The organism is Mesorhizobium sp. FG116, assembly GCF_057809835.1.
In genome coordinates, this window is sequence record NZ_JBMDKS010000008.1 from 44,174 (window position 1) to 57,559 (window position 13,386).

General features: G+C 59.7%; 13 protein-coding genes and 1 tRNA gene. 11 read left to right on the forward strand and 3 right to left on the reverse strand.

The window, feature by feature from the left end; genetic code table 11:
* Window position 1 precedes the first annotated feature (1 nt).
* From ACODTY_RS08730 to ACODTY_RS08750, 5 genes are all read left to right on the forward strand, one after another.
* Window positions 2-976, forward strand: coding sequence for a branched-chain amino acid ABC transporter permease (locus ACODTY_RS08730; protein WP_488993896.1), 975 nt, complete (start codon window positions 2-4; stop codon window positions 974-976).
* A 4-nt stretch (window positions 977-980) separates the two neighbouring features.
* Window positions 981-2,057: a branched-chain amino acid ABC transporter permease gene (locus ACODTY_RS08735; RefSeq protein WP_488993897.1), complete on the forward strand. Its 1,077-nt coding sequence runs from the start codon at window positions 981-983 to the stop codon at window positions 2,055-2,057.
* 39 nt (window positions 2,058-2,096) lie between these two features.
* Window positions 2,097-3,425, forward strand: a complete 1,329-nt coding sequence (locus ACODTY_RS08740; protein ID WP_488993898.1) for an ABC transporter substrate-binding protein — start codon at window positions 2,097-2,099, stop codon at window positions 3,423-3,425.
* A gap of 72 nt (window positions 3,426-3,497) precedes the next feature.
* Window positions 3,498-4,337, forward strand: a complete 840-nt coding sequence (locus tag ACODTY_RS08745; protein ID WP_488993899.1) for an ABC transporter ATP-binding protein — start codon at window positions 3,498-3,500, stop codon at window positions 4,335-4,337.
* 50 nt (window positions 4,338-4,387) lie between these two features.
* A complete protein-coding gene (locus tag ACODTY_RS08750; protein WP_488993900.1) occupies window positions 4,388-5,620 on the forward strand; it encodes a phenylacetate--CoA ligase family protein in 1,233 nt (410 codons plus the stop codon).
* A gap of 15 nt (window positions 5,621-5,635) precedes the next feature.
* Here ACODTY_RS08750 and ACODTY_RS08755 read toward each other — a convergent pair whose 3' ends face one another.
* Both ACODTY_RS08755 and ACODTY_RS08760 read right to left on the reverse strand, forming a co-directional pair.
* Entirely contained in the window at window positions 5,636-6,523 is an 888-nt protein-coding gene (locus tag ACODTY_RS08755; protein ID WP_488993901.1) for a LysR family transcriptional regulator, read from the reverse strand.
* A gap of 10 nt (window positions 6,524-6,533) precedes the next feature.
* Window positions 6,534-7,520 carry a YeiH family protein gene (locus ACODTY_RS08760; protein ID WP_488993998.1) on the reverse strand — a complete coding sequence of 329 codons (987 nt, stop codon included), beginning with the start codon at window positions 7,518-7,520 and terminating at the stop codon, window positions 6,534-6,536.
* 264 nt (window positions 7,521-7,784) lie between these two features.
* Here ACODTY_RS08760 and ACODTY_RS08765 point away from each other — a divergent pair, with 264 nt between their 5' ends.
* A complete protein-coding gene (locus ACODTY_RS08765) occupies window positions 7,785-8,186 on the forward strand; it encodes a DUF6314 family protein (protein ID WP_488993902.1) in 402 nt (133 codons plus the stop codon).
* A gap of 179 nt (window positions 8,187-8,365) precedes the next feature.
* Window positions 8,366-8,441, forward strand: a tRNA-Phe gene (locus tag ACODTY_RS08770).
* 384 nt (window positions 8,442-8,825) lie between these two features.
* Here ACODTY_RS08770 and ACODTY_RS08775 read toward each other — a convergent pair.
* Window positions 8,826-9,212: a hypothetical protein gene (locus tag ACODTY_RS08775; RefSeq protein WP_488994004.1), complete on the reverse strand. Its 387-nt coding sequence runs from the start codon at window positions 9,210-9,212 to the stop codon at window positions 8,826-8,828.
* Between ACODTY_RS08775 and ACODTY_RS08780 the strand changes: the two genes are divergently transcribed.
* The 4 genes from ACODTY_RS08780 to ACODTY_RS08795 all read left to right on the forward strand — a co-directional run bounded on the left by ACODTY_RS08780 (window position 9,181) and on the right by ACODTY_RS08795 (window position 13,377).
* On the forward strand, window positions 9,181-9,912 hold the full coding sequence (locus ACODTY_RS08780) for a FadR/GntR family transcriptional regulator (protein ID WP_488993903.1): 732 nt from the start codon (window positions 9,181-9,183) through the stop codon (window positions 9,910-9,912). The two genes, ACODTY_RS08775 and ACODTY_RS08780, sit on opposite strands and share 32 nt — an antisense overlap.
* Before the next feature lie 56 nt (window positions 9,913-9,968).
* Entirely contained in the window at window positions 9,969-11,477 is a 1,509-nt protein-coding gene (locus ACODTY_RS08785) for an ABC transporter substrate-binding protein (protein WP_488993904.1), read from the forward strand.
* A gap of 77 nt (window positions 11,478-11,554) precedes the next feature.
* A complete protein-coding gene (locus ACODTY_RS08790) occupies window positions 11,555-12,502 on the forward strand; it encodes an ABC transporter permease (RefSeq protein ID WP_488993905.1) in 948 nt (315 codons plus the stop codon).
* Window positions 12,499-13,377, forward strand: coding sequence for an ABC transporter permease (locus ACODTY_RS08795; RefSeq protein WP_488993906.1), 879 nt, complete (start codon window positions 12,499-12,501; stop codon window positions 13,375-13,377). Before ACODTY_RS08790 ends, ACODTY_RS08795 begins: the two co-directional genes overlap by 4 nt.
* The last annotated feature ends 9 nt before the right edge of the window (window positions 13,378-13,386 follow it).

A 13,386-nucleotide genomic window follows, 5' to 3' on the forward strand; every position in this document is an offset into this window, starting at 1 on the left:
CATGCTGTACAACATCTTCATCGACCCCTTCGTCCAGATGGTGCAGATGCCGGACCTTCTGGTGCAGACCTTGTGGGAAGGGTTGGTTTCCGGCGTGCTTTACGCGCTGATCGCGCTCGGCTTCGTGCTGATCTTCAAGGCGTCGGGTGTGTTCAACTTCGCCCAAGGCATCATGGTGGTGTTTTCCGCCCTGACGCTGGTCGGCTCCTACGAGAAATTCGCCGCACTTGGCTTCTCGGGCCCGGTCGCGGCATTCGTCGCGCTTGTTCTGGCCGGCGCCGTTATGTTCGTCTTCGCCATTTTGGTCGAACGGATGGTACTGCGACCGTTGGTCAACCAGCCGGACATCATCCTGTTCATGGCCACCTTCGGCATCACCTATATTCTTATCGGCTTCGGCGAGATGGTCTTCGGCGGCGACCCCAAGCAGATGATCGCCAACGAACTGTTCCTGCCAAGCGGCTCCATCGACATTGAGATGCTGGGCGGGCGGGTCAGCTTCCAGAAGCTCGACATCGCGGCAGCCGTCATCGCCTCGGTAATGATAGCCGGGCTTGCCATCTTCTTCCAGAAGACCCGCATTGGCCGTGCGCTGCGAGCCGTTGCGGACAGCCACAAGGCCGCACTTTCGGTCGGCATCTCGCTCAATCAGATCTGGGTCATCGTCTGGTTCGCCGCCGGGCTCGTCGCGCTGGTGACCGGCATCATGTGGGGAGCGCGCTCCGACGTGTCGTTCGCACTGGAGGTGGTTGCGCTCAAGGCGCTGCCGGTGCTCGTGCTGGGTGGTTTCACCTCGGTACCCGGCGCGATCGTTGGCGGCCTCATCATCGGTGTCGGCGAAAAGCTCGGCGAGTTCTACTGGGGGCCGTTGCTCGGCGGCGGCATCGAAAGCTGGCTCGCCTACGTCATTGCCCTGGTATTCCTGCTTTATCGGCCCCAGGGCCTGTTCGGCGACAAGATAATCGAGCGGATCTGACAAGATGTTCTATCGCGAGACAGGCCAGTTCAAGCAGGATTACGCCGCCGATTCAGCGGTTTTTCCCATCCTGCAGGATCGCTACGGGCTGGCGATCATACTGGCCATAGCCTTTGTCGGCATCCCGCTCTTCGGCAATGAATTCCTGCTTGCCTCGGTGATGATCCCGTTCCTGATCCTGTCGCTGGGTGCGATCGGGCTGAACCTTCTCGTCGGCTACACCGGTCTCCTGTCGCTCGGCACCGCCGCCTTCATGGGTGTGGGCGCCTACGCCACCTACAAGCTTTCGACCATCTTCCCACAGGTAAACGTTTTGGTCTGGATCCTGTGTTCCGGCTTCTTTGCCGCCGGCATCGGTGCGCTGTTCGGCCTGCCGTCGCTGCGCATCAAGGGATTTTACCTGGCCGTGGCGACGCTTGCGGCACAATTCTTCCTGCAGTGGTGCTTCGTGCGGATCAGCTGGCTCTACAACGACAATCCTTCCGGTGCGATCGAGGTGCCTGCAAGGACACTGTTCGGCATCGCCATCACCGGACCCTCGGCCACGCCGGTCACTCGCTATCTGGTCGTTCTGGTGATCGTGACGGTGATGACGCTCATTGCCTCCAACATCGTCCATGGCCGGATCGGCCGCACCTGGATGGCGGTGCGCGACATGGATATCGCGGCGCAGCTGATGGGCATCCGGCTCTTGCCGGCCAAGCTGCTGGCCTTTGCCGTGTCATCGTTTTACTGCGGCGTCGCGGGCGCGCTGATGGTATTCCTGTGGCTTGGTGCAGCCGAACCCTCGGCCTTCGATATCCGGCTGTCATTCGTTCTTCTGTTCATGGTCATCATCGGCGGGCTCGGCTCGTTGATCGGTTCTTTCATGGGCGCAGCCCTTATCCACATCATGCCGATCGCCATCCGCACCTTGCCGGAATCGCTCGGGCTGCCGATCGCCGCCGCCACGGTCGAGCACCTGACTTATCTGATCGTCGGCGGCCTGATCATATTTTTCCTTATCGTCGAGCCGCACGGACTGGCCCGGCTTTGGCAGATCGCGAAACAGAAACTTCGCGTATGGCCCTTCCCCTATTAGGGCGGGGCACGGTGGAAATAGACATGGGAGGAGAACAAAATGTCTCTTAGAAACTGGATACTTGCACTGTCGGCAGCGTCGATGCTGGTCCTGCCGGCGGTCGATGCCGCGCAGGCGGACGATTCAATCTTCGTGCCGCTGTTCACGTATCGCACCGGTCCTTTTGCCGGATCGGGCACGCCCATCGCCAACGGCATGCACGACTACCTCACCATGCTCAATGAACGTGACGGCGGCATCGGCGGCGTGAAGCTCGTGGTCGAGGAATGCGAGACCGGCTACGACACCAAGAAGGGCCTTGAATGTTACGAATCGGTGAAACCGAAGAAGCCGGTCCTGGTCAACCCATGGTCGACCGGCATCACCTTGCCGCTGATCCCGAAGGCTGCCGTCGACAAGATCCCGGTTCTGTCCATGGCCTATGGCCTCTCCGCCTCGGCCAAGGGTGACGTGTTCCCCTGGATCTTCAACCCGCCGGCAACCTATTGGGACGGTTTCACGCAAATCCTGAAGTACATTGCCGAGCAGGAAGGTGGCGGCATCGAAAAGCTGCAAGGCAAGAAGATCGGCTACATCTACCTCGATGCCAGCTTTGGCCGCGAGCCGCTGCCGCTGATCGAGTCCCTGTCGAAGGAACTGGGCTTCGAAGCCAAGCTCTATCCGGTGGCCGCCGCCGATATGCAGAACCAGTCGTCGCAGTGGCTGAGCGTCCGGCGCGACCGACCCGACTACATGATCCTCTATGGCTGGGGCGCTCTGAACTCCACCGCTGTCAAGGAAGCCGTCAAGACCAACTTCCCGATGGACAAGTTCATCTCGATCTGGTGGCCGAGCGAGGATGACGCCAAGGGTGGCGGCGATGGCGCCAAGGGCTTCAAGACCCTCAATTGGCATGCCGTGGGGGCCGATTTCCCACTCCTCGCCGACATCCAGAAATACGTCGTCGATGCCGGCAAGAGCCAGGTTACCGACAAGAGCAAGGTTGGCCAGGTCCTCTATAACCGCGGCGTCTACAATTCGATGTTAATTGCCGAGGCCATCCGCACCGCGCAGAAAGTCACCGGCAACAAGGTGGTTACCGGCGAAGACGTCCGGCGCGGCCTTGAAAGCCTCAACATCGATGAGGCGAGGCTGAAGGAGATGGGCCTCGAAGGCTTCACCGGACCGGTCAAGCTTAGCTGCGCCGACCACAACGGCCATTTCTCGACGTTCGTCCAGAGCTGGAATGGCACGGCCTATGAAAAGGTATCGGACTACATCACTCCAATGAGCGACAAGGTGGGTCCGCTGCTCGACGCCGATGCCAAGACCTATGCCGAAAAGAACGCGCCTTGGCCGACGCGCTCGGAAGCCTGCGACGCCTCCTGAGGCAAGCAGCCTTTTCCATCGAACTCTCCCTTCCCCGGTTCCGGGGAAGGGATTTCAGCCCGGAGCATACCGATGCCTGACCTTGCCTCATCCGCTGCGGTCGATCCCGCTCGACCCATACTGTCGGTCAACAATATCGAAGTGATCTACGATCACGTGATCCTTGTGCTCAAGGGTGTATCTCTGACGGTTCCGCTAGGCGGTATCGTTGCCATCCTAGGCGGCAATGGCGCAGGCAAGACGACGACGCTCAAGGCCATTTCCAACCTGCTTCACTCCGAACGCGGAGAGGTTACCAAGGGGTCCATAGAATTCGACGGTGACCGCGTTGACCGCCTCAGCCCAAATGAACTGGTGCGGCGCGGCTGCATCCAGGTGATGGAAGGGCGGCATTGCTTCGGCCACCTTACCATCGAGGAAAATCTTCTCACCGGGGCATTCACCCGTCGCGACGGCAACCGTGCGATCCGCGACGATCTTGAGATGATCTACACCTACTTTCCCCGATTGAAACAACGGCGCTCTTCCATGGCCGGCTACACGTCGGGCGGCGAGCAGCAGATGTGCGCCGTCGGGCGTGCGATGATGAGCCGCCCCAAAATGATCCTGCTGGATGAGCCTTCGATGGGGCTCGCGCCGCAAGTGGTCGACGAGATCTTCGAGATCGTGAAGGACCTGAACAGCAAGCAAGGCGTGTCATTCCTGGTGGCCGAGCAAAACACCAATATGGCGCTGAAATACGCAACCTATGGCTACATTCTGGAAACCGGCCGCATCGTCATGGACGGGGCGGCGGACGCCTTGCGCGACAACGAAGATGTCAAGGAATTCTACCTCGGCATCGGCGGCGAAGGCCGCAAATCCTTCCGCGACGTCAAAAGCTATAAGCGCCGCAAGCGCTGGCTGAGTTGAGCAAGGCCGCGAAACGCCTTTCTGAAAAGCCTCTGAAGGTTATGGGACCGATGTCCGTACACTACACCGCCGACGAAACCCAAGACCCGATTGCCCGGGAGACGGCGCTTTTCACCAGGCTGCGCTTGTTGCTTGAGAGCGGCCGCAGTACCGCACCAGCACTAAATCGACAGTTGCAGGACGTTAAAGTCGAAACACTTCTTGATCGCTCTTCCTTGCAGACAATACCCGTCATTCGCAAAGGCGATCTTCTCTCGCTGCAAGCCGAAAAACCACCCTTTGCCGGCATGACGGCTGTCGATACCGGCACCCTGAAGCGGCTTCTCGTATCGCCCGGTCCGATCTTCGATCCCGAGGGTCATGGCATTGACTGGTGGGGCTCGGCCCGTGCGTTCTTCGCCGCCGGTATCCGGGCGAATGACATAGTGCACAACGCCTTCAGCTATCACCTAACCCCTGGCGGACACATCATGGAATCGGGCGCCCATGCGCTCGGCTGCGCGGTCATACCGGCCGGCGTCGGCAACACCGACCAGCAGGTCGAAGCGATCGCGGTGTTCAAGCCCTCCGGCTATGTCGGGACACCGGATTTTCTCAAGATTCTGCTTGACCGCATGGCGGCGGGAAACATCCCAAACCCCTTCAGGCAGGCCGTTGTCTCCGGCGCAGCCTTCCCCGCTTCCCTGCAGCAGGAAGTCGCCAATCACGGTGTCGATGCCTATCAAGCCTACGCAAGCGCTGAACTTGGCGTCATTGCCTATGAAACCTCCGCGCGTTCGGGCCTCGTCGTGAATGAAAACCTGATCGTCGAGATCGTAAGGCCGGGAACCAACGAGGCCGTTGCGGATGGAGACGTCGGCGAAGTCGTGGTCACCAGACTGAACAGCGAATACCCGTTGCTGCGCTTTGGCACCGGCGACTTGTCCCGCGCCCTGCCGGGTTCCAGCGCCTGCGGCCGTACCAACATGCGCCTTGCCGGCTGGCTGGGACGCGCCGACCAGCGCACAAAGGTCAAGGGCATGTTCGTGGACCCCGCGCAGATCGCTGCAATCGCCAAGCGGTTTCCGGAGCTTGGCCGCCTTCGACTGATCGTCACACGTGCGGACGAACAGGACGCGATGATCCTCAAAGCGGAAGCGGCTGCAGGCGGGGCTGACCTGCCGCCGGCAATCGAAGCCGCACTCCTTGCCTCCACCAAGATGAAGGGCGCTGTTGAGATCGTCCCGCTTGGCAGCTTGCCAAATGACGGCAAGGTGATCGCCGACGAGCGGCCCCTTTCCTGAGAGGCGACGCAGCGTCTAAAGCGACACTTCCTTGACGAGCCGGACGAACTCCCGCTCGGCTGCGGTCACATGGTGCTGGTTGTGATGCAGCATGTAGAACTGGCGGCGCGGTACCGCGCAATCCACCGCCACGAGGCTGCCGGTCTGCAACGCGCTCGTGACAACGAGCTTGGACAGGACCGTCGCGCCTGCGCCTGATTCAACTGCCGCACGCACAGCTTCATTGGAGGGCAGCACGATGTCGATCTCGATATCGGACAGGCCATAGCCTCGCTCGCGAAGCATTCCATCGACGATGGAACGCGTGCCCGACCCATGCTCGCGCAGCACCCAGCGGCTCGACCTCAAATCAATCGCAGCGCCCTTCCCCGCCTTGGCCCAAGGATGCCCTACCGGCACCACAAGCATCATCTCGTCATCGGCAACTGCGGTGGCTTGCAGCACCGTGTCTTCGACCAGCCCCTCGACAAAGCCGAGATTGGCCACTCCTTCGCGAACCAGCGCGGCGACGGTTTCGGTGTTGCCCATCGTGAGTTCCACTGACAGGCCCGGATACGCAGTACGAAAAGTATGGATAACCTTTGGCAACCAATAGTTGCCAACGGTCTGGCTGGCAGCGAGGCTAAGCGATCCCACCTTCAGTCCGGCAAGGTCTGCCAGCACAAGTTCTGCCGTGGCGGCTCGCGCAAGGACGGCCCTTGCTTCGATCAGGAATATCCTGCCGGCATCAGTCAGGGCGATGCGCCGGCCGACGCGATCGAACAGTTTCGTTGCGTAGCGGGCTTCAAGTGCAGCCACGGCGGCGCTGGTTGCGGACTGCGTCAGATTTAGGTCCGCCGCCGCGCGCGTCACATGTTCGCGTTCGGCAACAGCGACGAAAATCCGCAACTGCTCGAGCGTCATCGCGCTTCCTTCAACCCGCCAGCTTCACCAGCATGAGACTGAAAACAGCGATAAACACAAATGCGGAAAGCGCAAGAAAGAGCGGCCTTAGTCCCCGGGACCTGATTTCGGAAACATTGGTGTGAAGCCCCATCGCAGCCAGTCCCATCGACAGCATCAGCGTCGTGACGAACGACACGCTAGGGCGAACGGTATCTGGAATGCCAACGAAACTGTTGAACACAACCACGGCGACAAAGCCGACGACGAACAATGGCAAAGGCGGCCGGGACGCAGCGTCTTGACCACCACCGCGGCGAACGACCAGGCCGAGCGCGATGACCATCGGCGCGAGCAACGCCACCCTCGTCAACTTCGCCACCGTTCCGATTTCGCCTGCTTCCGGACCATTCTGGAATGCTGCGCCAATGACCTGCGCGACCTCATGGATCGACGCGCCTGCCCAAAGCCCGAAGTGGTGCTGGTCGAGGCCAAGCGTTGGCGCCAGCAGCGGATAACCCAGCATCGCGATAGTCCCGAACAGGGTTATGCAGGCAACCGCGTAGGCCACGTCCTCGTCGCGCGCAGAGGTCACCGCGTTGGTGGCGACAATCGCCGAAGCGCCGCATATCGACGTGCCGGCGGCGATCAATTCGGCCAAGCGCCGTTCCACGCCGAGGAAGCGAGCCAAGGTAATCGTGAACAGGAAGGTGGCTGCAAGGGTAAGCGCAACAATGCCGAACCCGCTCGCTCCAATCGAAAGCACCTGGCCAACTGTGAGCTGGAACCCCAACAGGACAATGGCGAAGCGAAGCAAGCCCTTCTGGGAAAAGCCGATGCCGGCCTTGGTGTTCGGCGCAACGCCGACGACATTGGCAAAAACCATTCCGATAATCACCGCCAGGATCATCGGGCTGAAGATGGCCAGTCCCGGAAACTCACGCAGCGAGTAGGCGGCTCCCACAACGACACCAACCAGAACGATGCCCGGCCACAGCAGCACGGAGCGGTCGAACATCGACGGGAGCGTCGCTCTGCCAGCGGATTCGGGCTGCAATGGGTCGGCCACCCGATCGGTCGAGGAAACGGAAGACAATTCATTCTCCATACTTCGCAGTCTGGGGAATGACATTCTTCATATGACTATTCCAACGCATTGTTTTTGTCGAAATGTTCGCTTTTCTCGATCGATTTGACCCTCGAGCTGGCGAATGCCTCCAGATCCTGACTGGACATGGTTGGGTCCGCGCGTGATAGGAGTGCCGGTAAACTTGGTGTGGCTATGGATCCCTTGGCATATGGCTTCGTCGGCAGTTGGCAGGTGAGACGCACGGTCGTCGATCACCTCAACGGCGTGAAGCATCACTTTGCCGGCACGGCAACCATCTCCAGAACATCGATCGCCGAGCGCGGAGAACTGCAGATCGGAACTGCCACCGTCGAGGCAAATCGAAGCTATCAACTTGCGATGGACGACGATGGCATCAGCGTGCGCTTTCCCACCGGACTGGACTTCGTGAGGCTTGGACTGGCACCGAACCAGATCGCTCATCATCACTGCGGTAGCGATATGTATCGCGGCAAGTTCCTGTTTCGAAACACGAACTTCTGGATCGAATTCTGGCGTGTAAGCGGCCCGCGCAAGCGCTATTCGAGCCTGACGAATTATCGGCGCATGGGTTAGCGGCTCCCGGCCTGGGTTCCTCTCCACGCCGCATCTGGCGGGAGCGCCGTTCTGGCATTTAAAACCCTGCAACGCGTCTAGACAGGCGGGATTCTCATGCTATAACCCACGCGCTTTCGCAGGTGCTCAGGCACATCGCGGAAGCCGGAAGCGCAACCAATGCGACCTTTCCGTGAAATGCCCAGGTAGCTCAGTTGGTAGAGCAGCGGACTGAAAATCCGCGTGTCGGTGGTTCGATTCCGCCCCTGGGCACCATCTGGCCCCACAGACCGAATTTTCTCACATCGCCCTGTTGCGCGTGGGTGATGCGACTTGCGTCTTTGCGCGGCAATGCACGCAACAATGATGCTCGAATGTGAAGCTTTTCACAGAACAGGCTGTGTCGTTGTCGGAATCTTTCCGCGCAGGGGCTGACGCATAGAACCCGACTGTTGCACATTCAGTCGCGTTGGCCCTTGCAACCGATTGGGAAAAGGGCCGGCGCACCATCCCTGACACCCGCCAAACGCCAGTTGGTGGTTGGTCCTGTTTTCTAGTGCGACCCATGCTTTGTCGCGACCAACGGAACAAAGTCCGGCCAAGACCATTGTCCTCTTGCAAAAACAGGAGGGTTACATGCTTCGAGGTTTCATTCTCTGGCTACTTGGTGTCCCGTTGATAGGCATCATCATTTTGTACCTGCTCGGATATCTGTGATCCTTCCCCAAGGCGCATGCTCTGGAGCAGAAAACCTAGATGCGCCGGTCCCGTGCAAGATTTGTGTCTTGCACCCATCCAAACTGCACTGACCGGTTCGACCCGGGATTTCGTTTGACGCCGCGGCACGATGAGCGGCTGTGCTTCTCGCGCATCCATCGACGCATCGCCTCGCACCTGCCGAGGTGCTGTGTCGTTCGTTTTTGTCGATTTCGACTCATTTTCAGAAATCACTTGACTATGCTCATCGATTCCATCTGAATTGAACCAATTGCAAATTGGTACGAACCATTGCGCCATGTCGATGGATGAGCCCCGCGGAAATTCCAACTACGCGCTCGAGAAGCTCAGAGAGCTTCTGCGGTCGAGCGAGATTGGCGCGGATGGCAAACTACCGACAGAACGCGCGCTCTCGGATCGCCTTGGCCTTGGACGCCGTGCCATTCGACGCGCACTAGAGGTGCTTGAGGCGGAGGGTCGAATCTGGCGTCGCCAGGGATCCGGTACCTATGTCGGTTTGCGGCCGGACGGCTGGAGCGAGCATCTCGGCGCAATCGTCGCAGGCACCGACTTCATGGAAATCATGGAGGTGCGGCTACGCATCGAGCCTCAGCTCGCCCAGCTGGCAGCACTTCGCGCCAAGGCACCCGACGTCGAACGGATGTACGACCTGATCGACAAGACGCATCAAAGCACCGATGCGGACGGGCATGAGCTTTGGGATGGCGCTCTGCATCGCCAAGTGGCCCAGTGCGCCGGAAACACGTTCTTTCTCGCAATCTTCGATGTGGTCAATCGGGTCAGGCAGGATGCAGCCTGGCAAACCATCCGTGAGCGCGCGCGCAACGCGACAAGAAGCATGCCGCTAAGCCATCGCCAACACCTCGCGATCGTCGATGCGATCGCCGCGCATGATCCGGCCAAGGCTGGCGAAGCGATGCGTCTGCATCTGCTGACATTGCAGGAAAGCTTGATCCGCCTGACATCGCTGGATCGCCAGGAAACGGAGGAGGAGAAGGAACTTAGCTAAGCACGGCACTTCGGCACGACAGATTGGCCGAAGTGAAAAATGGGAGGAACACAAAAATGAGAATTATCAAATTTCTGCCAGCGCTGCTGGCGGGGGCGCTGCTCGCACTGCCAGCAGCGGCGACTGAACTGAAAATCGGTTTGCAGGACGATGCGGACATGCTCGATCCGGCGCAATCCCAGACCTTCGTCGGCCGTATCGTCTATACGGCACTGTGCGACAAGCTGGTCGACGTCTCGCCGGATTTGCAGATCGTGCCGCAACTCGCAACCGAATGGCATTGGTCCGATGACGGCAAGGAACTGTCGATGAAGCTTCGCGAAGGCGTGAAGTTCCACGACGGCACACCGTTCAACGCCGAGGCCGTGGTGTACGACATCACGCGATCGATGACGTTGCCGGAATCCAAGCGCAAGAGCGAACTGAAGTCGGTCGAGAAAGTCGAGGCAACCGGCGAGTACGAGGTCAAGTTTACCTTGAAAGGGCCCGACGTAACGCTTCTCGCGTCGCTGTCGGACCGTGCCGGCATGATGATCTCGCCGACTGCGGCCAAGGAAATGGGGCTGGATTTTGGCAACAAGCCGGTCTGCTCCGGGCCTTTCAAGTTCGTCGAACGGGTGCAGCAAAGCCGCATCGTGCTTGAGAAATTTCAGGACTACTGGAACAAGGACAATATCTTCATCGACAAACTGACCTACATGCCGATCCCGGACACGACAGTGCGCCTTGCCAACCTGCGTGCTGGCGACCTCGACATGATCGAGCGCTTGGCGGCAAGCGATGCGGCTGCCGTAAAGTCGGACGCCAACCTTTCCTATGAAAGTGTCGTCGGCACCGGCTGGCTGGGCATCTATTTCAATGTCGGTGACAGCGCGCAGGCCGACAATCCACTCGGCAAGGACAAGCGCCTGCGTCAGGCCTTCTCGCTGGCAATCGACCGCGAGGCAGCCAATCAGATCGTCTACGAGGGCACCTCGGTTGCCGGAAACCAGCCGTTCAGCCCGCAAAGCCCGTGGTATGACAAGGATATTCCGGTCCCGGCCCGCGACATCGAAAAAGCGAAGGCGCTGGTCAAGGAAGCCGGCTTCGACCGCGTGCCGGTCGAGCTGATCGTCACCAACAATCCGGTCAGCATGCAGATGATGCAGGTCGTCCAGTCGATGGTGGCGGAAGCAGGCTTCGACGTTTCCCTGAAGGCGACGGAGTTCACCACGCTGCTCGACGAAATGGAGGCCGGCAACTATCAGGTTGGTCGATCCGATTGGTCGGGGCGTGCCGATCCTGATGGCAACATCCATCAATTCCTGACCTGCAAGGCGGCGCTCAACCAGTCGAAATACTGCAATCCCGAGGTCGACAAGCTCCTCAACGAAGCGCGCCAGGCACCGGACACTGCCGTTCGCAAGCAGAAATACGATGCGGCGGCGGCAATCCTGCAGGATGACCTGCCGATGACCTATATCGGCCATCAATCATGGATCTGGGCGCTGAACAAGAAAGTCACCGGGTTCGTCGCTTCTCCTGACGGCATGATCCGGCTTGCCGGCGTGAAGAAGGCCGACTGAGCAAAAGCAGGTGCCGGGCATGGTGCATTCCTCGCCCGGCACCGCGTTGCGTGAAACCACGGCTGCAGGAAGCGCCCATGTACAGCTACATCGCAAAGCGGCTGCTCGTCGCCATTCCGACGCTTCTGATCATTTCCGTGTTCGTATTTTCGCTGCAAAAGCTTTTGCCGGGCGATCCGGTCCTTGCCATGGCAGGCGAGGAACGGGACCCGCAAGTGATCGAGTACCTGCGCGAAAAGTACCGGCTCAACGATCCAGTTCCGGTTCAATATGTGCATTGGCTCGGCTCCGCGCTCCAGGGTGATCTCGGCATATCGCTACGCACCAATCTGCCGGTCTTGACGCTTGTGGGTCAAAAGCTGCCCGTCACGATCCAGCTTGCGATCATGTCGATGATCTTCGCTTTCGCGATAGGCATACCCATGGGCATCCTGGCTGCGGTGAAAAAGAACACGGCGCTCGACTACATCGCCAACGTGGTCGCGCTGTCAGGGCTTTCGATTCCGAATTTCTGGCTGGGGATCATGCTGATCCTGCTCATTTCGGTGAACCTCGGCTGGCTTCCGGCTTCGGGCTACCGGCCTTTTTTCGAAGACCCGCTCAATTCCATCAAGACCATGCTTATGCCGGCTTTCGTTTTAGGTAACGCGCTGGCGGCTACGCTGATGCGTCACACACGCTCTGCCATGCTAAGTGTGCTCAGCGCCGACTACATACGCACCGCTCGCGCCAAAGGGCTTTCGGAGCGATCTGTGGTTCTGGAACACAGTTTCCGCAACGCAGTCCTGCCCATCGTTACGTTAAGCGCGCTCTTGTTCGGCGAACTGCTCGCGGGCGCGGTCCTGACCGAGCAGATCTTCACCATTCCGGGTTTCGGCAAACTGATCGTCGATGCTGTTTTCACCCGCGACTACGCGGTCGTGCAAGGCGTGGTGCTCTGCACGGCTATCGGCTTCATCCTGATGAACCTCCTCGCAGACATTCTCTATGTCGTCCTCAATCCACGCATGAGGGCCAACCTATGACTACTGTAGATCAGGTGACGCCTTCGGTGCCTGCAGACCAGCGCCCGCAAAGCCGTGCGTGGCGAAAGCTGAAGGCCAACAAAGGTGCGTTGGTCGGGCTCGGAATCATTACCTTCTTCACCCTGCTTGCGGTCACCGCACCGCTGCTTCCCATCGACGATCCCAACGGCACAAACTGGTCGGCAATTCGCAAGGCTCCTTCGGTTGCCCACTGGCTCGGTACCGATGACATCGGCCGTGATATCCTGGCTCGCATGATCTGGGGTGCGCAGGCCTCTTTGCTGGCGGGCGTGCTGTCGGTCGCTATCGCCGTTGTCATCGGCGTGCCATTTGGACTCATCTCCGGCTATTTCGGCGGCTGGATCGATCAGATCATCTCGCGCATAACCGAAGCCTTCCTGGCCATGCCATTCCTGATCACGGCCATCGCGCTCGCAGCTTTTCTCGGCCCGAGCCTGATGAATGCCATGATCGCCATCGGGCTGTCGGCAATGCCCGTTTTCATCAGGCTGACACGCGGCCAGGTGCTTTCGGTCAAGAACGAGGACTACGTCGAAGGCGCGCGCTCGATCGGCCTCAGGCACTACACCATCATCAAGCGCTACATCCTGCCCAACGTCTTCGCCCCGATCCTCGTACAGGCGACACTGACAATCGCTACTGCAATCATCGCCGAGGCCAGCCTTTCCTTTCTCGGCCTCGGCCAGCAGCCACCGGCGCCAAGCTGGGGTTCGATGCTGAACGTCGCCAAGAACTACCTTTCACAAGCGCCTTGGATGGCGATGTGGCCGGGTGCCGCGATCTTTCTCGTGGTCATCGGCTTCAACCTTCTGGGCGACGGACTGCGCGACGCGCTTGATCCGCGCGAAGCATGATTTGCCAAA

Coding starts and splice junctions, on each gene's coding strand:
- ACODTY_RS08730 (WP_488993896.1), top strand. CDS start 2: ATGCTGTACAACATCTTCATCGACCCCTTCGTCCAGATGGTGCAGATG.
- ACODTY_RS08785 (WP_488993904.1), top strand. CDS start 9,969: ATGAGAATTATCAAATTTCTGCCAGCGCTGCTGGCGGGGGCGCTGCTC.
- ACODTY_RS08790 (WP_488993905.1), top strand. CDS start 11,555: ATGTACAGCTACATCGCAAAGCGGCTGCTCGTCGCCATTCCGACGCTT.
- ACODTY_RS08765 (WP_488993902.1), top strand. CDS start 7,785: ATGGATCCCTTGGCATATGGCTTCGTCGGCAGTTGGCAGGTGAGACGC.
- ACODTY_RS08780 (WP_488993903.1), top strand. CDS start 9,181: ATGTCGATGGATGAGCCCCGCGGAAATTCCAACTACGCGCTCGAGAAG.
- ACODTY_RS08760 (WP_488993998.1), bottom strand. CDS start 7,520: ATGTTCGACCGCTCCGTGCTGCTGTGGCCGGGCATCGTTCTGGTTGGT.
- ACODTY_RS08795 (WP_488993906.1), top strand. CDS start 12,499: ATGACTACTGTAGATCAGGTGACGCCTTCGGTGCCTGCAGACCAGCGC.
- ACODTY_RS08755 (WP_488993901.1), bottom strand. CDS start 6,523: ATGACGCTCGAGCAGTTGCGGATTTTCGTCGCTGTTGCCGAACGCGAA.
- ACODTY_RS08735 (WP_488993897.1), top strand. CDS start 981: ATGTTCTATCGCGAGACAGGCCAGTTCAAGCAGGATTACGCCGCCGAT.
- ACODTY_RS08740 (WP_488993898.1), top strand. CDS start 2,097: ATGTCTCTTAGAAACTGGATACTTGCACTGTCGGCAGCGTCGATGCTG.
- ACODTY_RS08745 (WP_488993899.1), top strand. CDS start 3,498: ATGCCTGACCTTGCCTCATCCGCTGCGGTCGATCCCGCTCGACCCATA.
- ACODTY_RS08750 (WP_488993900.1), top strand. CDS start 4,388: ATGTCCGTACACTACACCGCCGACGAAACCCAAGACCCGATTGCCCGG.